18 protein-coding genes are annotated in these 20,039 nt (G+C 70.1%); 9 read left to right on the forward strand and 9 right to left on the reverse strand.

Translation table 11 applies throughout. The features are described from left to right. The first annotated feature begins 17 nt into the window (after positions 1-17). The 4 genes from ACFYOY_RS41810 to ACFYOY_RS41825 are packed head-to-tail and all read left to right on the forward strand — an operon-like array spanning position 18 to position 6,147. Entirely contained in the window at positions 18-1,301 is a 1,284-nt protein-coding gene (locus tag ACFYOY_RS41810; protein WP_351901728.1) for an extracellular solute-binding protein, read from the forward strand. Continuing rightward, positions 1,298-2,269 (forward strand): sugar ABC transporter permease, encoded by a 972-nt coding sequence (locus tag ACFYOY_RS41815; RefSeq protein ID WP_351901669.1) that lies wholly within the window; start codon positions 1,298-1,300, stop codon positions 2,267-2,269. The genes ACFYOY_RS41810 and ACFYOY_RS41815 overlap by 4 nt, the downstream gene beginning before the upstream one ends. Positions 2,270-2,290: 21 nt before the next feature. Beyond that, on the forward strand, positions 2,291-3,118 hold the full coding sequence (locus ACFYOY_RS41820) for a carbohydrate ABC transporter permease (protein ID WP_371834508.1): 828 nt from the start codon (positions 2,291-2,293) through the stop codon (positions 3,116-3,118). A 59-nt stretch (positions 3,119-3,177) separates the two neighbouring features. Then, positions 3,178-6,147: a glycoside hydrolase family 2 TIM barrel-domain containing protein gene (locus ACFYOY_RS41825; protein ID WP_351901671.1), complete on the forward strand. Its 2,970-nt coding sequence runs from the start codon at positions 3,178-3,180 to the stop codon at positions 6,145-6,147. 35 nt (positions 6,148-6,182) lie between these two features. Here the strand turns inward: ACFYOY_RS41825 and ACFYOY_RS41830 are convergent, their stop codons facing one another. The 6 genes from ACFYOY_RS41830 to ACFYOY_RS41855 all read right to left on the reverse strand — a co-directional run bounded on the left by ACFYOY_RS41830 (position 6,183) and on the right by ACFYOY_RS41855 (position 12,644). After that, positions 6,183-7,202 carry an LLM class flavin-dependent oxidoreductase gene (locus tag ACFYOY_RS41830; RefSeq protein ID WP_351901673.1) on the reverse strand — a complete coding sequence of 340 codons (1,020 nt, stop codon included), beginning with the start codon at positions 7,200-7,202 and terminating at the stop codon, positions 6,183-6,185. Between the two features lie 14 nt (positions 7,203-7,216). Then, entirely contained in the window at positions 7,217-7,756 is a 540-nt protein-coding gene (locus tag ACFYOY_RS41835) for a flavin reductase family protein (protein WP_351901675.1), read from the reverse strand. Positions 7,757-7,789: 33 nt separating this feature from the next. Beyond that, positions 7,790-8,626 (reverse strand): alpha/beta hydrolase, encoded by an 837-nt coding sequence (locus ACFYOY_RS41840; protein ID WP_388593006.1) that lies wholly within the window; start codon positions 8,624-8,626, stop codon positions 7,790-7,792. A gap of 74 nt (positions 8,627-8,700) precedes the next feature. Further along, positions 8,701-9,936 (reverse strand): acyl-CoA dehydrogenase family protein, encoded by a 1,236-nt coding sequence (locus ACFYOY_RS41845; protein WP_388593009.1) that lies wholly within the window; start codon positions 9,934-9,936, stop codon positions 8,701-8,703. A 743-nt stretch (positions 9,937-10,679) separates the two neighbouring features. Further along, positions 10,680-11,816: a hypothetical protein gene (locus ACFYOY_RS41850; RefSeq protein ID WP_388593012.1), complete on the reverse strand. Its 1,137-nt coding sequence runs from the start codon at positions 11,814-11,816 to the stop codon at positions 10,680-10,682. A gap of 123 nt (positions 11,817-11,939) precedes the next feature. Further along, positions 11,940-12,644, reverse strand: coding sequence for a TetR/AcrR family transcriptional regulator C-terminal domain-containing protein (locus ACFYOY_RS41855; RefSeq protein ID WP_351901682.1), 705 nt, complete (start codon positions 12,642-12,644; stop codon positions 11,940-11,942). A 125-nt stretch (positions 12,645-12,769) separates the two neighbouring features. Between ACFYOY_RS41855 and ACFYOY_RS41860 the strand changes: the two genes are divergently transcribed. Genes ACFYOY_RS41860 through ACFYOY_RS41870 form a run of 3 tightly spaced genes read left to right on the forward strand, consistent with a single transcriptional unit; the run spans position 12,770 to position 15,218 of the window. Further along, on the forward strand, positions 12,770-13,873 hold the full coding sequence (locus tag ACFYOY_RS41860) for a hypothetical protein (RefSeq protein ID WP_388593016.1): 1,104 nt from the start codon (positions 12,770-12,772) through the stop codon (positions 13,871-13,873). Next, positions 13,870-14,433, forward strand: a complete 564-nt coding sequence (locus ACFYOY_RS41865) for an ester cyclase (RefSeq protein WP_351901686.1) — start codon at positions 13,870-13,872, stop codon at positions 14,431-14,433. The genes ACFYOY_RS41860 and ACFYOY_RS41865 overlap by 4 nt, the downstream gene beginning before the upstream one ends. Next, positions 14,430-15,218 carry an MBL fold metallo-hydrolase gene (locus ACFYOY_RS41870; protein ID WP_351901688.1) on the forward strand — a complete coding sequence of 263 codons (789 nt, stop codon included), beginning with the start codon at positions 14,430-14,432 and terminating at the stop codon, positions 15,216-15,218. Before ACFYOY_RS41865 ends, ACFYOY_RS41870 begins: the two co-directional genes overlap by 4 nt. Before the next feature lie 95 nt (positions 15,219-15,313). Here the strand turns inward: ACFYOY_RS41870 and ACFYOY_RS41875 are convergent, their stop codons facing one another. Beyond that, positions 15,314-15,886 carry a TetR-like C-terminal domain-containing protein gene (locus ACFYOY_RS41875; protein ID WP_388593021.1) on the reverse strand — a complete coding sequence of 191 codons (573 nt, stop codon included), beginning with the start codon at positions 15,884-15,886 and terminating at the stop codon, positions 15,314-15,316. A 98-nt stretch (positions 15,887-15,984) separates the two neighbouring features. Here ACFYOY_RS41875 and ACFYOY_RS41880 point away from each other — a divergent pair, with 98 nt between their 5' ends. Together ACFYOY_RS41880 and ACFYOY_RS41885 are read left to right on the forward strand one after the other, a co-directional pair. Next, positions 15,985-17,286 carry an MFS transporter gene (locus ACFYOY_RS41880; protein ID WP_351901692.1) on the forward strand — a complete coding sequence of 434 codons (1,302 nt, stop codon included), beginning with the start codon at positions 15,985-15,987 and terminating at the stop codon, positions 17,284-17,286. Positions 17,287-17,329: 43 nt separating this feature from the next. Next, entirely contained in the window at positions 17,330-18,130 is an 801-nt protein-coding gene (locus tag ACFYOY_RS41885; RefSeq protein WP_388593024.1) for an alpha/beta fold hydrolase, read from the forward strand. 421 nt (positions 18,131-18,551) lie between these two features. On the opposite strand, the gene ACFYOY_RS41890 is transcribed toward ACFYOY_RS41885, so the two are convergent. Continuing rightward, complete coding sequence (locus ACFYOY_RS41890; protein ID WP_351901698.1) at positions 18,552-19,112, reverse strand: NAD(P)H-dependent oxidoreductase; 561 nt, start codon at positions 19,110-19,112, stop codon at positions 18,552-18,554. A 111-nt stretch (positions 19,113-19,223) separates the two neighbouring features. Continuing rightward, positions 19,224-19,940: an NAD(P)-binding domain-containing protein gene (locus tag ACFYOY_RS41895; RefSeq protein ID WP_351901700.1), complete on the reverse strand. Its 717-nt coding sequence runs from the start codon at positions 19,938-19,940 to the stop codon at positions 19,224-19,226. Positions 19,941-20,039: the final 99 nt, after the last annotated feature.

Raw genomic sequence — 20,039 nt, forward strand, 5'->3', positions numbered from 1 at the left:
GAAAGGCGGTGGGAGCGGTGCACCTCTCGCGAAGAGCACTGCTGTACGCGGGCCTCGCCACCACGGCGACCGCGGCGCTCGGCGGCACCACGGCAGGCTGCTCGGTTCCGAACGGCTCGACCGGCCGGAACATGACCCTCTGGTACTGGACCGGCGGGCTGAGCGACAAGGTCGTGGCAGATGCCAGAAAGCGCTTCACCGATGTCTCTCTCAAACCCGCCCAGATCGGCGGCTACTTCAAATCCAAGCTGCTGACCACGATGACCGGGCGCGCCTACGTACCCGACATCACCGGTCTCAAGGGCGAGGACATGGCCTCGTACCTGCCGAACGCGGAGCAGTTCATCGATCTGCGCACGCTCGGCGCGGAGAAACTGAAAGACCAGTACCTGCCGTGGAAGTGGGCCGAGGGCATCGCTCCCGACGGCAGCATGATCGGCTTTCCCATCGACACCGGCCCGGTCGCCCACTACTTCATGCCCGAGGTGTTCGACCGGGCGGGGCTGCCGACCGATCCGGCGGACGTCGGCAAGGAGATGGACACCTGGGAGAAGTACCTGGCGGCCGGTGAGCGGCTGAAGAAGAAGGTCCGCGGCGCCCATATGGTCATCGACGCGCTCACGATCTACCAGTACATGATCGCGCAGGGCACCCTGCGGTATGTCGACGAGGAACGGCGCTTCATCGGCGACCACGAGCATGTGCGCCGCGCCTGGAACATGGCGATCGACGCGTACCAGCGCGGCCTGTGCTCCCGGTACCAGTCCGGCACCCCGGACGCCAACGCGGCCACCGAGAACGGCCTGCTGCCCAGCCAGATCGGCGCCTCCTGGGTGGCCGGCGACCTCAAGCTGAACGTGCCCAAGACCAAGGGGAAGTGGCGGGTGGCCGCCCTGCCCGGCGGCCCGGCCAACAACGGCGGCTCCTTCCTGGCGATCACCAAGTCCTGCCGCAAGCCCGAGCTGGCCTTCGAGATCGTCACCTGGCTGCTGAACGCGGACAACCAGACCCGCGGTTTCACCGATGCCACGCTCTTCCCGTCCACCCCCGCCTCGTACCAGCAGGCGGCGATGCGCGCCCCGGACCCGTTCTTCGGCGGCCAGGCCACCATCGATGTCTTCGGCCCCACGGCCGAGAAGATCCCGATCGCCTACCACAGCCCGTACGACTACCCCCTGGACCAAGCGGTCTCCGACGAACTGCGCAATGTGAACGCCCTGGGCAAGGATCCCCGCCGGGCGTGGAAGGACGCCATGGCCAAGTGCCGGCGCATAGCGGACCACCTGGGAGTGCTGACATGACCGGAGTAGGTGCCGCCCCCACGCTCGGCGCACCGGCCGACGGCGGTGTGAGATCCGCCGCCGCGCGCGCCAAGCCCCGCTCCATACTCGGGTACTGGCGGCTGTATCTGGCGATCTCGCCCTTCTATCTGCTCTTCCTGTGCTTCGGCCTGATCCCGGTGGGCTTCTCGCTCTATCTGTCCTTCCACCGGTGGGACGGCCTCGGCTCGATGGAGTACGCGGGCCTGTCGCAGTACCGCTATCTCCTCAGCGACGGACAGTTCTGGAATTCCCTCACCAACACCCTGATCATCTGGGCGATCGCCACCCTGCCGATGCTGTTCATCGCGCTGGTGACCGCGGTGATGCTCAACTCCGCCGTGCGGTTCAAGAACTTCTACCGCTTCGCGTACTTCCTTCCGAACGTCACCTCGGTCGTCGCCGTGGCGATCATCTTCACCTCGATCTTCTCCACCAACTTCGGCCTCGCGAACGCCGTGTTGCAAGGACTCGGACTCGATCAGGTGGCCTGGCTGAACACGGACTGGGGCATCAAGATCTCCATTGCCGTGCTGATGACCTGGCAGTGGACCGGCTACAACGCGCTGATCTTCCTCGCCGGGCTCCAGACCATTCCGAGCGAGCTCTACGAGGCCGCCCGCGTCGACGGCGCCGGGCCGGTGCAGACCCTCTTCCGGATCACCGTGCCGATGATGCGGCCGATCATCCTCTTCGCCCTGGTCGTCTCGACCGTCACCGGGCTGCAGAGCTTCACCGAGCCGCAGGTGCTGCTGGCCAACACCAACAACACCTCCACCTTCGCGGGCGGCCCCGGCAACTCCGGCCAGACGATGGTCCTCTACTTCTTCCAGCAGAGCTTCGACAACAACGACTTCGGCTACGGCGCGGCCATCGCCTGGGGCATCTTCCTGGTCGTCGCCATCTTCTCGATCGTCAACTGGCGCCTGGTACAGCGCGGGGAAAAGTAGAGGGAGACCATAGTGAAAGGCATGAAGGGTACCCGCGCCAGAGGGCTGACCCTGCACATCTCGCTGATCGCCGGTGTGCTCGTCTCGCTCTTCCCGTTCTACTGGACCATCGTGATGTCGACCCATTCGTCGACGGAGATCTTCCAGTACCCGCCGAAGCTGCTGCCGGGCTCGCACTTCGACGAGAATGTCCACCATCTCTTCCAGAAGATCGACTTCTTCGGGTCGATGTTCAACACTCTGATCGTCGCCGTCTCGGTGACCTTCCTCGTGCTGTTCTTCGACTCGCTCGCGGCCTTCGTCTTCGCGAAGTTCCACTTCCCGGGCCGCCGGGCGCTGTTCGTCATCATGATGGGCATCTTCATGGTGCCCGCCCAGCTCCAGGCCATCCCGCAGTTCGTGATCATGGCGAAGCTCGGCTGGATCGGCTCCCTCACCTCGCTCGTCATCCCGGCGGCCGCCAACGCCTTCGGGATCTTCTGGATGCGCCAGTACATGAAGGGCTCCATCCACGACGAACTCATGGACTCCTCCCGGCTGGACGGCTGCGGCTTCCTCCGCCAGTACTGGCACGTGGCGCTGCCCGTGGTCCGGCCCGGCCTCGCCTTCCTCGGCATCTTCACCTTCATGGCCCAGTGGAACGACTACGCCTGGCCGCTGATCGCCCTGATCAACCCGGACCATGTGACGCTCCAGGTCGCCCTCTCGCAGCTCAACAGCGTCAACGGGACCACCGACTACGGGATGGTCATGGCCGGCGCGCTGCTCGCCCTGATCCCGCTGCTCGTCGTGTTCTTCATCGGCGCCCGCCAGATCATGGCGGACCTCGCCAAGGGGGCCATCCGCTGATGGATCCGCGTCCACTGCATACGCCTCCGATGGACCCGCCTCCTTCGTATCCGTGCCCGATGGGCCTGCGTCCCTGGGAGTCCCCCGAACTCACCTCCTGGCGACGGCTGCCGATGCACGCCGTGGACCGCAGGGCGGGCGCCATCTCGCTGGACGACGACCACTGGCGCTTCCAGCTGCTGCCCGCGCCGGAGGTGCCCCCGTCCGAGGACTGGCGACAACTGAAGGTGCCCGGCGCCTGGACCACACAGGACACCGGCGACCTGCCGTGGTACACCAACTGGCGGATGCCCTGGCCCGAGATTCCGCCGCACTCCCCCGCCGCCAACCCCACCGGCGTACACGAGCGCGACGTCGACATCCCGGCCGACTGGGCCGGGCGACGCGTCATCCTGCACGTCGGCGCCGCGACCAGTGTGCTGATCGCCGAGGTGAACGGCCGGGCCGTGGGCATCGGCAAGGACTCGCACCTCGCGTCCGAGTTCGACATCACCGACGCGGTACGGGCCGGGGAGGCCAACACCGTACGGCTGACCGTGGTCAAGTGGTCCGACGCCTCGCATATCGAGGACCAGGACCACTGGTGGCACGGCGGCATCACCCGCCCGGTCCTCCTCTACGCCACCGATCCGCTGCATCTGGCCGATGTGAAGATCAGCGCCCCCGCCGACGGACGGCTGCGCGTCGAGGTCCAGGTGCGCCACGCGGACGGGCCACTGCCCGCGGGCTGGCGCGTGTCCGGACACCTCGACGGGGTCGGCGAACTCGCGCCGGACGAGGAGTACGCCGCCTGGTGCGTCCGGGAGGACCGGGTCTCGGACTTCCTCGGCGAGGCGCGCCTGTTCGCGACCGTGCCCGACGTACGCCGCTGGTCCGCCGAGACACCCGAGCTGTACGGGCTCGACATCCGGCTGCACCGCCCCGACGGATCCATCGCCGACACCTCCCGCCACCGCGTGGGCTTCCGCACCGTCGAGATCGTGGGCAACGACCTGCTGGTCAACGGCGAACGCGTCTTCATCCGGGGCGTCAACCGGCACGACTTCCACCCGCTCACCGGCCGCACCGTCACCCCCGGCGAGATGCGCGCCGACCTGGAGACCATCAAGCGCTTCGGCTTCAACGCCGTCCGCACCGCGCACTACCCGAACGACCCCGCACTGCTGGACCTCGCCGACGAGATCGGCCTCTACCTCGTCGACGAGGCCGACATCGAAAGCCACGACCACGCCCACGAGATCGCCGACGACCCCCGCTATCTGGGCGCGTTCGTGGACCGGGTCTCGCGCATGGTCCTGCGGGACAAGAACCACGCATGCGTCATCGTGTGGTCGCTGGGCAACGAGAGCGACTACGGCGCGAACCACGACGCGGCGGCGGGGTGGCTGCGCCGCTACGACCCGACCCGCCCGCTGCAGTACGAGGGGGCGGCCAAGACCGACTGGTCCGGGTCGGACATCGCCTCCGACATCCTCTGCCCGATGTACGCGTCACTGGACGAGATCACCGCGCACGCCGCCTCCGGCGAGCAGACCAAGCCGCTCATCCTGTGCGAGTACTCGCACGCCATGGGCAACAGCAACGGCACCCTCGCCGACCACTGGGCGGCCATCGAGACCACCCCGGGTCTCCAGGGCGGCTTCATCTGGGAGTTCTGGGACCACGGCATCCTCCAGCGCCTGGCCACGGGCCGCCCCGCCGGGCCTTCCGCGTCCGGCGCCTACGCCCACGGGGTGGCGGCCGACGGCTACCGCTGGGCGTACGGCGGGGACTTCGGCGATGAGCCGAACGACGGCGCGTTCTGCGCGGACGGTCTGGTCTTCCCCGACCGCACCCCGAAGCCCGCGATGCATGAGCACCGCGAGATCGCCGCCCCGCTGCGGCTGGCGCGGAGCGATCCTGGCCGCCCGCCGCGCGTCACCAACGCCCAGCACTTCCGCGATCTGTCCTGGCTGACGGCCGAGTGGCGGCTGTCCGTCGAGGACGGCGGCACCCGCACCGCCCCGGCCGTACTGCCCGACCTCCCGCCCGGGGCCTCAGCGGACCTGCCCCTGCCCCACGGGCTGCTGGCCGAACTGCCCGCCGCGGGCACCGCCGGCGGCGGCGAGGCATGGCTCACCCTGCATGTGACCACGCGCCACGACGAGCCCTGGGCGCCGCGCGGCACCGAGGTGTGCGCACCCCAGATCCAGGTGCGCGCACGACCCGCCCCGGCGCCGCTCCCGGCTGCGTCCGTGGCGATGTCCCTGGCGGCGTCCGCCCACTCCCCCGACATCGACGCGGAAGGGCTGTTGCGCCATTCGCTGCTGACCTGCCCGCCCACCTTGAGCCTGTGGCGGGCACCCACCGACAACGATCTGCTGGGCGGCGCCGCGGACCACTGGCGCACGCTGGGCCTCGACCGGCTCGTCCGCGAGCCCGTCTCCGTCGACCGGGCGGACGGCCGCATCCGCGTGCGCTCCGCCTACCCGACCGGCGCGGGCCTCGTCGAGCACGAGCAGGTCTTCGGCCTCCTCAATGACGACGGCCTGCTGATCGAGGAGACGGCCGTCCTCCCCGAGGGGCTGACCGACGTCGCACGCGTGGGCACGGTCTTCGAGACGGTGGCCGGGCTGAACCACCTTCAGTGGTACGGCCAGGGCCCCTGGGAGACCTACCCGGACCGGCGGACGGGCGGCCCGGTGGGCCACCACCGGGCCCGCGTGGACAGCCTGTTCACCCCTTATCTGCGCCCCCAGGAGAGCGGCGGCCGGTCCGGCGTACGCCGCTTCGCGCTGCTGTCGGACACCGGCACCGGTCTCGGCGTACGGCTGGACGCGCCCCGCCAGGTCTCGGTCACCCGGTACCGCGCGGCCGACCTCGCGGCCGCCTCCCACCACGACGAGCTGACCCCCAGGCCGCGGTGCGTGGTCCATCTCGACGCCGCCCACCGGGGCCTGGGCACCGCGTCCTGCGGCCCGGACACCCTCCCGCGCTACCGGCTGGGCCCCGGCACATACCACTGGTCATGGGTGCTGCGCCCACTGTGACGCGCCCGCGTCGGACGACGCGGAGGTGATGTGCGCTACGGGGCCGCCTGCCAGCCCAGTGCCGGGCCGAGCCGGGTGGCGATGTCCGTGAGAATCTGAACGTAGTCCTCATGGTCGAAGGTGAAGGGCAGGGCGAACGCCACCTCGTCGACCTCCCGGAACGCGGCATGGCGGGCGAGCCGTTCGGCGATCTCCTCGGAGGTGCCGACGAGATCGGGCGCGAACATCATGCGCGCCGGTCCCTGGGGCGTGGCGGTGCGCGGCATGCGCTGCAGGGCGTACTGCTCATACTTGGCGCGCTGCTCCGGCGAGGCGGTGTCGGTGGGGATGACGACGAGCCCTTGGGAGACACGGGCACGGTCGCCGTCGGGGTGGTGGGCGCGGAAGGTCCGTATGTGCGAGAGCTGGATCTCGGCGAAGTCCTCGGACGCCTCCGCCTTCACGACACTGCTGGTGAGCAGGTTCATTCCGTGTTCACCGGCCCACTGGGCCGACCGCAGGCTGCCACCGCCGTACCACATGCGGCGGCCGAGCCCCGGGGAGTGCGGCTGCACGCGGTCGGAGAACACCTCGAAGCCCTCGACCCCGCTGAAGTCGGTGACCGGTACGCCGCGTACGAAGTCCAGCAGTCGTCGCACACGCTCGTGGCTGAAGTCCTCGAGGTCGGCCGTGTCGGGGTAGAGCGCGCCCTTGACCTGGTCGTAGTGGTTCGGCGGACCGACACTGACTCCCGGGTTGAGCCGGCCCCCGGACAGGATGTCGACGGTCGCCAGGTCCTCGGCCAGCCGCAGCGGGTTCTCCCATCCCACGGGTATGACCGCGGTGCCCAGCTCGATGCGGCTGGTGCGCTGCGAAGCCGCCGCCAGTACGGCCATCGGGGAGGAGATGCCGTATTGCAGATGCCGGTGGCGCACCCAGGCGCTGTCGAAGCCCAGCCGCTCACCCCTCTCGATGATCTGCAGTGTCGACTCATGGCCCCGGCGAGGGTCGGCCTCATCGAACAGCCCTATGGTCAGGAAACCCAGCTTCCGTAGGGGCTTCGAGGTCAGCGGCATGGTGCGGCTCCCTGTCACATGGCGGTCGACGACGTGAGGCCGACGGTAGTGGCGAACGCTCCGTCGTGGTGGACGAGGGCAGCGCCCTCGGCGGGACCGCCTCCGGACCGCACCTCGCCGATGACGAGGAAATGGTCGCCGACCTGTTCACACCGGGTCACGCGGGCAGTGAGCCAGGCCGGTACTCCGTCGAGCACGGGGAGGCCGTCGCCCGCGTCCTGCCAGGAGACACCCGAGAAGCGGTCCGTGCCACTGCGGGCGAACTGCCCCGCGAGCGCGGCGTTGTGGGCGCCCAGCACATGGACGGCGAAGCGGTCCGCGCGCTGGACGGCGCCGGCGGTCGAGGCGGTGGTGCCGAGGTAGAACGAGACCAGGGGCGGGTCGAGTGAGACGGAGGTGAACGAGGTCGCGGTGAACCCGGCGGGCCCCGGCACGGTGACGACCGTGACGCCGGCCGCGTGCCTGCGCAGGGTGCGGCGCAGTATGTCGCCCCCGTCGGCTCCGGTGGGGGCGGTCGCCGGTTCGGTGGCGGGGCGGTCGGTGGACACGGTCATGCTGAATCCCTTCTCGGGGGCGGTGCCGGACGGTCAGGAATGTGCGGGGTGCGCGCCGGTTTCGAGGGTGAGGAGCGGGCCCATCTCCCGGCCGGCGCGCAGGCGTTCCAGCCAGAGCACGATGGTGGCTGCCGTGGTGCGGTGGGTGGCGTCGTTCAGCACGTCGTGCACGCCCTCGTGCAGTACGCCCAGGGTCGCGTGTGGCAGCCGTTCGGCCAGGCCGCGGGCCTGCTCCAGCGGAGAGATCGGGTCCGCCTGACCGTGCAGGACCAGGGCGGGGAGGCCGGGCCGGGTGTCGGGGAGCAGATGCGCCGGTACGGGGCCCAAGAGCCGGCCTCGGACGAACTCCCGGTCGTCGGTGATCTTCTTGCGGTGGGTCGGGCAAGCGGTGCGCGCCGCCAACTCGGCTTCCCAGTCGGAGCCGTGGTCGTCGGCCGCGGAACCGGTGGCCGGCGCGGGCCCATCCGTCGTGAGCGCGGGCCCTTCCGTCGTCGGCGCGGGCCCTTCCGTCGTCGGCGCGGTTCCGGCGAGGATCAGGCCCGCCGGCGTGAGCGGCGCATCGGTGGCAGCGGCCGCGTGCAGGGCCTGGAGGGCGCCGGTGTCGCTGCCGATGAGGACGAGCGGCGCGGCCGGGCGTTCACCCGCGGCCGCCGCCACCTTGGTCAGCACCTCTCGTGCCGTGTGCTCCGGGGCTGTATCGAGGGCGTGTACGACATAGCCGTCCGCCGCGAGCCTGCGGCCGAAACGCTCGTATGTACCGCCGTGTTCACCGCGGCCGGGCAGGACGAGGAGGGTGCCCCGGGGCAGGATTCCGGTGGGTGGCTGCCAACTGTGCACCGTGGCGGCGGGCACGGTGGGTGCGGTGGTCATCGGGCCTCCTGGGTCTCGATCATGCCGATGAAATCGACCGACGATGCGGGCGATGGGGAGTGTGGGGTCATGGGTCAATTGTCGTTCGGGGCGGATGGGTTGGACGCGGCGGACGTGAACCCGCGGGCCAGTGCCGCGCGGCCGGTGGCGGTGAGGACGGAGTCGTCCTGCGGGGTGTGCACGCGGCTGCAGAGCACGTCCCGGTAATGCCGCTGGAGCGGGTTGGCGCGCGTGAGGCCGTGATTTCCGGTGAGCGTGAGCGCCTGGTCGACGGCGGTGATGGCGGCGCGGGTGCCGAGGACCTTGGCGACGCCCGCCTGTTCGACGGCCTCCGGGTCGCCCGCGTCGACGCGGGCGGCGAGCGCGTCCACGAGTGTGTCGGCGCCGATGAGGGCCGTCTCGATCTCGCCGACGGCGCTCTGGAAGCGGGGCAGGGTCGCGAGCGGCGCGCCGAGGGCGGTGGGCACGCGCTCGTGGAGGAAGCCGGTCAGCCAGTCGCGGGCGGCGCCCGCGACGCCGAGGTACAGCGCGGTCAGGCCGAGGGCGTTCCAGGCCCCGGTCACCGGGTCGGGGCGGGCACCAGGCCTGTCGCCGGGCTCGGTGAGGCCGATGACGTCCTCGGCGGGGACCGGTACGGAATCCAGGACGACGTCGTCGCTGCGACTGGCCCGCAGACCGACGTGGTCCCAGGTCGGCTCCACGGTCAGCCCGGGGCTGCCCATGCGGACGATGAAGGTGCCGACGCGCACGGGCTCCCCGTCGCCGGGTTCGGTGCGCGCGAAGACCAGCATGCGGCTGAGCCCGATCGCCCCCGTGGAGTAGATCTTCCGGCCCGTCAGCAGCCAGTGGCCACCGTCGCGCCGCGCGGTGGTGGCGGGCAGCCCGCCGCGGATCGGGCTGCCGAGTTCCGGCTCGACGCGCAGGGCGTTGACCAGGGCCGGGCCCGCGGCCGACTCGGCGAGCAAGTCGCCGTAGACGGTGGCCGGCCAGGCGGGCGTACGGGCCTCGGCGGCGTGGGCGAACAGGGTCATGGCCGTCACCAGGGCCACGGCCGGGTCCCCGGCGCCGAGGGCGCGCAGGATGCGGACGGTGTCGGCGAGCCCGGCCCCGGGCCCGCCGTGCCGTGTGGCAACGGTGGCGGTGAGCAGCCCGGCTTCGTGGACCAGGGCGACCCCTTCGGTGGGGAAGGAGGCATCGCGGTCGTGTGCGGGGGCGCGAGCGGCCAGGGCCGCGGTGAGCGCGGGAAGCCGGTCGAAGTCCAGGGGCGGCAGGGCGGTGGGGCGATGGGTCCGGTCGGTGGTGGAGGTCACGGGGTCTCCGGAGTGGCTGTCGCGTCGGCGGTCGTGGTCGTACGGGGTGCGGCGCCCGGAAGGGGCCGGTCCCCCGGGGGCGTGGTGGTCGGCGCGGCGGACGGGGACCGTCACCGGCGGGGACGCGGCCCGTCGCGCCGATCACCGCACCCACGAACACCGCGCAGGGCTCCGGGGGGAGGGCCGGAGCACGGTCCGTCGATCCGGGGGCGTCTGATCGCCCCCGGATCACGGGAGTTGAAAAGAAATTCCGGGCCGGGCCGGTGGCGGGAAGCGGTCACCTACAAGGTGCCGAGCGCTCCCAGGGGACGGTGAGAATCGCGCTCAGCGACAAAGAGCGCTGGAGGTGCGCAGGTAGTCCACGTAGCGGCAGAGCACGCCCGGATGCGTCGAGTGCATACCCCATATGGTCGTGACCGCAGAAGCCGCTGTCAATGGACACCTTTAGGTGTCTCATTGTGCGGAACCCCGGCGACCTGCGCTTTCGTCAGGGCATCAGCGCTGACGAGGCGGCTGCCACCGGGTTCCCCGGACGATCCCCGCTTCCCGGAGGGCATCGGCGGCAGGCCAGGACGGCACCCCCGGCAAGCGCGCGCCACCGGTACGGGCCTGGGGCCTCCCGGCGCCGGTGGAGCCGGAGCCGCACGGTCTGTCCGTCGGGCAAGGTCGGTGTCATCCCGGCCGGGGTGGCGGCTCCCGGCGGCCGCTCGTCATCGGACGCTCCACGCGCACCCGTTATGCCGCTACCCGCGCTGCTCGTAGCGCCGCCACTCGCGTCCACCGTCGCGGGAGATCCATAGCCCTTCGCCCTTCACCAGGTCGTACGTCGCCGTCGTCGCGTCCGCGATGCCGTACAGGGTCGTGCCGTCGACGGTCATCGACGTGAGTTTCGCCGGCGTCCTCAGTTCGCGGAAGGAGCTGTTGGTGCGGTTATCGGCGAGCCAGTAGCGGCCGTCTTCCTCACCGACGAGCAGCCGCCCGTCCGCAAGCGCCTCCAGGACCAGCGACTCCGGGCCACGCTTCAGGTCTCTCCAGGGAATGCCGCCGGTGAGGACCGTCCGCCAGTGCTCGCCGCCGTCCGTCGTCACCAACAGACCGCGTACGCCCTCGCCCCGGGTGAGGGACAGCGCCACGGTGCCACCCCGCGCGGCGAGGATGCCCCCCGTGTACGGTTTCGGGACGACCGTGGAGCCGAGGATACGACCGTCGCGCTGCCATACGACGCGGTTGGGGTCTTCGGTCAGGGGCTGGTCCAGACTCCAGGCCGTGCCTCGCTCGTCGATATCGAGGCGGATGGCGTCGTCCAGCACTCCGGCCGGGGGCGCCACGGTGCGCGTGGCGGGGCGGTAGACGAGGGACGGCTCCAGTTCGGCGAGCAGGACGTCGCCGGGGCGGGTGCGCAACGGGGTCTCGGTGCTGATGACCTTGTGCAGCTTGCCGCGTACATCGAGGGCGTACGCTCCCTCGGCTCCCTCCCCCGGCGGCACCCGCACGAAGCCGCCGCGCACCCCCTTGAACGCGGCCGGCACCGCCTCCGCGTCCGCGTGTTCCGCGTGCTCGGCGACCGTATGGCCGTCGGGGCCGACGATGCGCCAGGCGGTGGCGGCCGGCCCCTCGTCGTCCTCGACGTTGCCGGCGTTGTACGCCAGGAGCAGCGAGCCGTCGTCCGCGCGGGCCACGCCGGTGGGTGCGCCGGCTGCCTCGATGACATCGGCGGGGCGCGGGTGGGCGTCTTCGATGACGCGTTTGTACTTCGCCTCGCGGTCCCCTGAGTCTCCGTCGTCGGAGCCGCCCGGGCCGCAGGCGGTCAGCGCCAGCGCCGCACTCGCCGCGGCCACGAGCCCGACCGTCCGCCTCCCGCGCCTCTTCAGCAATGCCATTGCCACATCCTCACATGAGGCGGCGGCCGCCTTGGCAGGAGCAAGTGACCCGGGCTGCTCAAACTTCCCTACGTTCTTGCCCGGGACCGAGCCGGCCCTTCGTACCGGCGCGGACCCCGGAGCTCAGACACCCGGTGCCGTCTTCGGCGTCCGGTCGTCGTCGTAGGGAACGCCGACCCTGGCAGCCAGGCCGGAGATCAACAGCTCCAGGCCATACAAGAACTCCGCATCGTGATCACTGTCGGCCAGATAAGGCGCGGTCGCGGTCAGAAGCGGGTCGCCGGAGGCCGCGATGGCTTCGGTGCGCTGCTGGACCTGGTCGTTGTCCATGGCGCCCAGGTAGATGGCGTAACCCAGTTCGCGCATGATCGAACCGACCATGAAGGCGGTATAGCCGCGCAGGACGTGGACCATCTCCTCGGGGGCGAGGCGGAGTTCGTCGAAGCAGGACAGCGTGGAGCGCATGGCTTCCAGGGCGGCGGGCGACTGCGTGGGCCGGGTCAGCACCAGGGGAAACGCCTTCGGGTGCTGCTTGGCGGCGGCGCGGAAGGCGGCGGCGTGAGCGCGGATCCGCTCCTGCCATGTTCCGCCCTCCTGCTCGGGAAAGGCGATGCCGGCCAGCAGTGCTTCGGCGACTCCGTCGAGAAGGGCGTCCTTGTTCGGAACGTGGTTGTAGAGCGACATGTTCTCGATGCCGAGCTCGGTTGCCAGTCTGCGCAGGGAGAAGGCGTCGGGGCCGTCGCGGTCGATCATGGCCACCGCTGCCGCGATCACCTTTTCGCGGGTCAGGCCGAGCCGCCTGCCACGGCCGGTTCCTCGCGCCGTCATGCGTCACCTTCCCTTGACATCACTTGCGCCGCAAGTCTAGCGTCCCGACCCATAAACATGCGGTGCAAGTGTCACGTTGAGTGATCGCACTGGTTTCACGAGCCGACCGGGGAAGGACTCGATCGATGAAGCTCGCCTGGCAGGACACCGACGTCCCCGACATGCCCACACTCGGCACCCCGATCACCACCCTCGCCGGCCTCGACGAGATACCCGGCGGCTACGGCGCACAGCTCCAGTGGGCCCGTACGCGGGCAAAGGCGCTGCGTTCCGAGTTCGCGGCGACCGGTACCCCGGACAGCGTCACCACCTGCGACCTGGTGACCCTGCCCTATCCGACCCGGTTCGGCCTCTTCCGTGCCTCCCGGGCCATCGCCCCGTTCCTCGCCATCACCAACCGCATGCTCGTCGTCCGCTGGACGGAGAGCGACGGGCGGCGGCGGGTGCTCCTGTTCGAGCCGAGCGATGTCGAACTCGGCCGCAGCACCCCGTACTTCGCCGCGCTGGCGCGGCGTACACCCGGCCCGGTGCGATCCCTGATGGTCACCGAACACGGCACGGTCCTCGGGCACTTGGCCAGGCTCGGCATCGCGCCCGAGGACGTCGACTATCTCCTCTTCGACCACCTGCACACCCAGGATCTGCGCCGATGGATCGGCACCAGCACACCCCAGCCGGATTTAGGTGACGGCCCCGTCGAGCCGGTGTTCCCCCACGCCAAGGTGATCGTGCAGCGGCGTGAACTGCTGGCCATGTCCGAGCTCCACCCGCTTCAGCGGCCCTGGTACCAGCCCGACGCCTACCGGGACGTGCGGCCCGAAGCCTTGCTCGCCGTCGACGGCTCGCTGCTCCTCGGCCCCGGTGTCGCGGTCATCGCCACCCCCGGCCACGTTCTGGGCAACCAGACCCTTGTGCTGAACACCTCCAGCGGCATCTGGGCGTCCAGCGAGAACGCCATCGCCGCCGAGTGCCTGACCCCAGAGCACTCCCGCATGCCCGGCATCGCCCGCTGGGCTCACACCTGGCAGCAGGAGCTCGTCCTCAACGCCAACACCATCGAGACGACCGCCGAGCAGTACAACTCGCTCATCATCGAGAAGACGCTCGTCGACCACGCCCAGGCCGATCCCCGCTTCCTGCAGTTCTTCCCCTCCAGCGAGTTGACCGCCGCCTGGACCAACCCCGGCACCAGCCCCACCTTCACCCACAAGGCAGTGACCCACCGATGACCACCATGAAGAGCGACGAGACCCGCGAATCCCGCCAGAAGCTGGTCCTGGACCACTTCCGCGACGAAGTCCACCAGAAGTGGGACGACGTCCTGGCCACTTTCCCGCACCCGCGCTACGAACTGATCCCCACCATGACGGTCCACGACGGCGACACGGCCGTACGCGGCTATTACCGCGACAGCCGCCGCGCCTTCCCCGACCAGGACCACGAGATCATCGCCCTGCGCCACAGCGACGACGCCGTGATTGTCGAATTCTGGCTGCTGGGCACGCACCTCGGCCCGCTGGGCGCGATCCCGCCCACCGGAAACCGCTTCCGTGTCCGCATGAGCGCGTACTTCATCTTCGACGACGACGGAAACGGCGGCGAGAACCTGGTCTGCGAGCGGGTCTACTTCGACAGCCTTACGCTGCTGAAACAGCTGCTCGGCGGCCTGAACCTGCGCAACCCGCGCAACTGGCTCCTGGCCGTCCGCTGCCTGCGCGGACTCGTCAAGGAAGCCGGCGGCGCCCCACACCCCGCCCTCGTCAACACACCGAAGGCCGACCTGTCGTGAAGGTCCACCACCTCAACTGCGGCACCATGCACCTGCGCGGCGGACCGCGCCTGGTCTGCCACGTCCTCCTCCTCGAGACGGACACACAGGGACTCGTGCTCGTCGACTCCGGCTTCGGCCTCATCGACATCGCCACCCCCGGCCGCCGCGTGGGCCCGGCCCGCCACTACCTCAGACCGGCCCTCGACCCCGACGAAACCGCCGCCCGCCAGGTCGAACGGCTCGGCTTCCACCGCGACGACGTCCGCCACATCGTCCTCACCCACTTCGACTCCGACCACATCGGCGGCCTCGCCGACTTCCCGCACGCCACCGTCCACCTCACCGCGGCCGAGGCACACGGCGCGATCCACACCCCCTCCTGGCGCGAACGCCTCCGCTTCCGCCCCGCCCAGTGGGCCCACGGCCCGAACATCATCGAACACAGCCCGGACGGCGAAGCGTGGCGCGGATTCGCCGCCGCCAAGGAACTCGACTCCGTCGCGCCCGGCATCGCCCTGGTAGCGCTCCCCGGCCATACCCGCGGCCACGCCTGCGTCGCGGTCGACGCCGGCTCCCGCTGGATCCTGCACGCCGGCGACGCCTTCTACCACCCCGGCACCCTCGACGGCCGCGCCCCCGTGCCCGCAGCCCTGCGCACCATGGAAACGGCCGTCGCGTACGACCTGAAGCAGGTCCGCGCCAACCACGCCCGGCTCGCCGAGCTGCACCGGCGCGCCGAACCCGACCTGGCGATCATCTGCGCCCACGACCCGGCCCTGTACGAAAAGATGCGGGCCGGCTGAGAAGTCATCCCATGGGGCGAGGTCCGCCGGCCGTACCTCCGTCAACCCCATGGGTCCCTTCGCCTGGAGCGCCAAACGGTCGGGGGTGGGTGTTGTCAGTCCGGCAGCAGGTGTGAGACCAGACTGCGTGTCCATTCGGGGGTGAGGGCCTGGTCGGTGAAGACCGCCCGGTAGTAGAGGGGGGCGATCACGGCGTCCGTGACGCGTTCGACGGTCGGGGTCTGATTGCCCCGGGCCTCTTCCCGTTCGAGCATGGCTTGGAGCTGTTGCCGACGCTCTCCCGTGCATGCGCTGGCGCCTTGATCTCCGGCTGTGCCGATGGTGGCCCGCACCAGGGGGAGGGTGTCCGGGTCGTTGAGGTCCTTGGCGAGGTCGGACGCATAGCGCTCCAGATCCTCGCGGAGGCTTCCGGTGTCCGGCACCACGATATCCCCGGAGAAACGGCTGGTCGCGACGTCGGTGAGCAGTTCGCCGACGGAGCCCCAACGACGGTAGACGGTGGTGGCGTGCACGCCTGCGCGGGCGGCCACGACCGGGATCGTCAGCAGTTCGTCGGCCTCGTCGGTGAGCAGCTCCTCGACGGCCCGGTGGACGGCCGCGCGAATTCGGGCGGAGCGGCCGCCGGGCCGGCTGCCGGTGTGGGGCGGAGGAGAAGCACGCATGGACATGTGGCCAGTATGGCATCGATCACTGCGTTTGAATGCAGCGATCGATGCGTTTACGGTAGCGTGAAGCCGCTAACGCATCGATCACTGCGAGAATCCACATGCCTGCTCCACCTGCAGTCACCGCCAGACCGCCCGCCGCGGATCCGCACCGCGCACCGTGGAAGGGTGCCTTCCCCTACGTCGGCGCCATCCTCGTCCTCTTCCTGGCCGCTTCCAGCGCACCGTCCCCGCTCTACGCGATCTACCAGCAGCAATGGCATTTCACGGCGTGGGTGCTGGCCGTCATCTTCGCCCTCTACGTGGTCGGTCTGCTGGGCTCGTTGCTCGTCGTCGGAGCGCTCTCGGACCATCTCGGCCGCCGGCCGGTACTCGCCGCGGCGATCGGGCTGGAGATGGTCGCGCTCGTCCTGTTCTACGTCGCCGGGGACGTGTTCGTCCTGTCCGCCGCCCGGGTGCTGCAGGGCATCGCGACCGGGGCGGCGACGACCACCCTGAGCGCCACTCTTGTCGATCTCGAGCCATCGCATGCCCGCGGGCGCGCAGGCGTCATCACCTCGGTGTCTCCCCTGACCGGGCTCGCTCTGGGGGCCCTCGGCAGCGGTGTGCTGGTGGAGTTCGGTCCCGCCCCGACCCGGCTGGTCTACACCCTGCTGTTCGGCGGAATGATGCTGGCGGCGGTGGTCGTCGCCCTCATGCCGGAGACGTCGCTCCGCCGTCCGGGGGCCGTCGCCTCCCTGCGCCCGCGGGTCGCGATGCCCGCGCACCTGCGCGCGGACATCGTGCCGGTGGTGCCGGCCATGATCGCCGGCTGGGCCTTGGCCGGGATGTACCTCTCGCTCGGCCCGTCCGTCGCGGCCGAGCTGTTGGGGCTGCGCAGCCATCTGATCGGCGGCGTCGTGGTGACGCTCCTGACGGGCACCGGAGCGCTCGCGGTCTTCCTGCTCCGCTCCCGTTCCGCGCCCTCGCTGCTGGCCCCCTCGTCCGCACTGCTCGGACTCGGCACCCTGATATCGCTTGCCGGGGTCGCCGATGACCTCGCCTGGCTTGCCGCCGTCGGCACCGTCGTTTCGGGTCTCGGCATGGGCGCGTCGGTACTGGCCACGTTCGGCACCTTCGGCCGGATCGCCAAGCCGCACGAGCGCAGCGAGGTCTTCGCCCTGGCGAACATCATCGCCTATCTGGGAAACAGCGTGCCCTCCGTCCTCGGCGGAATCGCGGTCACCGTCTTGGGAGTGAGGACCGCCACCGGGATCTACGCGCTGGCGATCGCGGTGATCGCTGCCACCGCCCTCGTCCTGCGGCTGAGCCGGGTACGGGCGGAGCCCCGTGCCGTCATGGCCCGTGCGGCCGAGGCGCCGGCCGCCGCGGAGGCTCCGGCGACCACCGTTTCATGCCACTGAACCGATACACCGTTTACCATCCGGAACAGAGCAAGGAGACACCGTGACGACCGCGAGCAGGACCAGGAAGAACCTCGAGGTTCAGCGACTGGACCACACGACGATCCGGTACACGGCCAGCGGTCCGGCCGGAGGGCCGACTCTGGCTCTCATCCATGGCTGGGCATGCGACCGCGGCGACTACGACGCGGTGACCGACCATCTGCCCGAGGACTACCGCGTGCTCGCGATCGACCTCGCCGAGCACGGCGAGTCGCGGTCGACGCGGGACGTCTGGACCATGGAAGAGTTCGCTCGCGACGTGGCGGCAGTGCTGGAAGCCGAGTCGGTGGACACGTGCGTCGTGGCCGGGCACTCCCTCGGCGGGGCGGTCGCCGTCGAGGTCGGCCGACTGCTCCCCGACACGGTCTCGCATGTGGTCGCACTCGACGCGCTGCACTACCTGTCCCTGTTCCCCGCGCTGAGCGAAGAACAGACCGATGCGATGCTGAGCGTGTTCCGTGAGGACTTCGCCTCAGGGGTGCGAGGTCTCGTCGAGGCAGGTTCGCCGGCCGGGACCGACACGGCCCTCAAGGCTTCGTACTTCGAGAAGATGGTCGCGGTGCGGCAGCCCGCGGGTCTGCGTTCCATCGAGGGTCTGATGCACTGGGACATGGACGCGGCGCTGCGTGCGACACAGCAGCCGATCACCGTGTTCGCGATACGTGACCTGGTGACGCGGGAAGCGATCGACCGCTATGGGGACCGCTTCGACATCGTGCCCGTCGACCTGGGCAGCCACCACTTCCCGGTGGAGGCTCCCGAAGGCACGGCGGCGCTTCTGTCCGGCGTGGGAACCGAATAGCAACGAGCGTGATGCGGCTCCCCCTCCAGGCCCCTCCATGCCTGGAGCTGTGGCGAGGGCGCGTAGCAGAAGGGGCCTCCGGCGGAATTCGCCGGAGGCCCTGAGGCTCGGTCACCACTGTGGTCACCGTCCTTGCGCAGACAGCGGCCGGCGGGTCTTCGAAGGCGAGCGGTGCGTCGAGGGCCCGGGCGTGCCCGACCTGCGGGGTGTCCGCGCCCGGGCGAAGCTCGGCGGTGACCCGGTCCGGATTGACGCGTGTCACACGGCCGGTTGTCGATGTCCGCGCGGGCAGGTCGGGCCGGTGGGGTACCCGCGATGGCGTCGTCATCAACCGCCATGGGGCCCACCGGCCGAGCCCGTGTCGACCTGACCGCCCCAGCTGCTCTCCGCAGAACGACGCTCAGGCGACCAGATGTGTCCGTTACGCGGCGCGCAGCGGGGCGAGGGCCCCGCTCCAGGCCAGCACCTGGTCCAGCGTGGCGTTCAGCGCATCCACCTGGAATTGACCGGGCTTGAAGTCGCTGAAGTTCTCGAAGTCGTGGAACAGCGACAGCGCGACCTGAGAGCGCACATCCGCCATCTGCAGCTCACCCGCCACCAGGCGCAGGTGCTCCACCGCACGGGCGCCGCCCAGGGAGCCGTAGCTGACGAAGCCGACCGCCTTGTTGTTCCACTCCGCGTAGAGGAAGTCGATCGCGTTCTTCAGTACCCCGGAAGTCGAGTGGTTGTACTCGGGCGTCACCATGATGAAGCCGTCAAAGGAGTCGATCTTGCTCGCCCATTCCTGCGTGTGCGGCTGAGCGTACTGGCCCAGCGACGGCGGGAGCGCCTCGTCGAGGTGCGGCAGCTTGTAGTCCAGCAGATCGACCAGTTCGAACTCCGCGTCGGTGCGCTGCGAGGCGATGTCGTGCACCCAGCGGGCCACAGCCGCGCCATTACGGCCGGGACGGGTGCTGCCGAGGATGATTCCGATCTTGATCATGCCAAAACCCTTCATAAAGATGCCCGGCGCACATCCGGGATATATTTGCTTCACCAAGCAAGTTAATGCCGAGTGATTGCTCCGTCAAGTACCACCTGAGTGACCCCTTCGCTACGCCGCATCAGCCGATGCGGCCGGAGCAGCGGCTCGAGACCCGCTGACCGTCCGGCCGCGCTCTGATGCCGGGAAGCGGTCGAGCATGGCGCGCAGTTCCTCGGAGCTGGTGTTGGCTCCGAACAGTTCGCTTCCCGGTTCCCATCCCACGCCGTCGGCGAGCGGGCCGGCAACGACGGGGTCGAAGCCGAAGGCGTCCACGAGGAGGGCGACTGTGGCCCGGTCGCCAGGGTCGTCAGCGGCGATGGCGATCCCTTTGCGCCCCCTCACCCCGGCGGGCCGGGCCTCGTCCTCCAGGTCGTGGTAGCCCATGTGGTTGAACGCCTTGACTACGCGGGATCCCGGCAGGAACGCCTGGACGATCTCGCTGGTGGAGGTGCGCGGGTCGGTGAGGTCCTCGCGTACGCCGTCGGCTTCCCACCAGTAGTTCATCGCGTCGATGACCAATTTGCCGTGCAGCGCTTCGACGGGAAGGCTGCGGTACTTGCCCAGGGGAAGGGCCAGGATCGCGATGTCCGCCTGGGCCGCGGCCTCGGCCGCGGTGACCGCTACCGCGCCAGGGGTGAGGACCTCGACGGTGAGAGCGATGTCGCCGGGTTCGCGTGATCCCGCGATCAGCACTCGGTAGCCTGCCGCGAGGGCGAGCCGCGCCAATACGGTCCCTACTTTTCCGGCGCCCAGGATGCCGATCGTGCGGACGTCCTCGAAGTTCATGCCATCTCCGTAAGTTGTTAGGCGGCCCGGGAGGGCCGGGTGTGGCTGATGCTTTCTTGTCTTCAGTGGCTTCGAAGGAGTGGCCGCCCGGCTCTCCGG

This window comes from Streptomyces sp. NPDC007875 (assembly GCF_042868035.1).
Taxonomy (GTDB): Bacteria; Actinomycetota; Actinomycetes; order Streptomycetales; family Streptomycetaceae; genus Streptomyces; species Streptomyces antimycoticus.

Excerpts from the sequence above, each read along its gene's own strand:
- ACFYOY_RS41815 (WP_351901669.1), top strand. The coding sequence starts at position 1,298 with ATGACCGGAGTAGGTGCCGCCCCCACGCTCGGCGCACCGGCCGACGGC.
- ACFYOY_RS41820 (WP_371834508.1), top strand. The coding sequence starts at position 2,291 with ATGAAGGGTACCCGCGCCAGAGGGCTGACCCTGCACATCTCGCTGATC.
- ACFYOY_RS41825 (WP_351901671.1), top strand. The coding sequence starts at position 3,178 with ATGGGCCTGCGTCCCTGGGAGTCCCCCGAACTCACCTCCTGGCGACGG.
- ACFYOY_RS41830 (WP_351901673.1), bottom strand. The coding sequence starts at position 7,202 with ATGCCGCTGACCTCGAAGCCCCTACGGAAGCTGGGTTTCCTGACCATA.
- ACFYOY_RS41835 (WP_351901675.1), bottom strand. The coding sequence starts at position 7,756 with ATGACCGTGTCCACCGACCGCCCCGCCACCGAACCGGCGACCGCCCCC.
- ACFYOY_RS41840 (WP_388593006.1), bottom strand. The coding sequence starts at position 8,626 with ATGACCACCGCACCCACCGTGCCCGCCGCCACGGTGCACAGTTGGCAG.
- ACFYOY_RS41850 (WP_388593012.1), bottom strand. The coding sequence starts at position 11,816 with ATGGCATTGCTGAAGAGGCGCGGGAGGCGGACGGTCGGGCTCGTGGCC.
- ACFYOY_RS41855 (WP_351901682.1), bottom strand. The coding sequence starts at position 12,644 with ATGACGGCGCGAGGAACCGGCCGTGGCAGGCGGCTCGGCCTGACCCGC.
- ACFYOY_RS41860 (WP_388593016.1), top strand. The coding sequence starts at position 12,770 with ATGAAGCTCGCCTGGCAGGACACCGACGTCCCCGACATGCCCACACTC.
- ACFYOY_RS41865 (WP_351901686.1), top strand. The coding sequence starts at position 13,870 with ATGACCACCATGAAGAGCGACGAGACCCGCGAATCCCGCCAGAAGCTG.
- ACFYOY_RS41875 (WP_388593021.1), bottom strand. The coding sequence starts at position 15,886 with ATGTCCATGCGTGCTTCTCCTCCGCCCCACACCGGCAGCCGGCCCGGC.
- ACFYOY_RS41880 (WP_351901692.1), top strand. The coding sequence starts at position 15,985 with ATGCCTGCTCCACCTGCAGTCACCGCCAGACCGCCCGCCGCGGATCCG.
- ACFYOY_RS41890 (WP_351901698.1), bottom strand. The coding sequence starts at position 19,112 with ATGATCAAGATCGGAATCATCCTCGGCAGCACCCGTCCCGGCCGTAAT.
- ACFYOY_RS41895 (WP_351901700.1), bottom strand. The coding sequence starts at position 19,940 with ATGAACTTCGAGGACGTCCGCACGATCGGCATCCTGGGCGCCGGAAAA.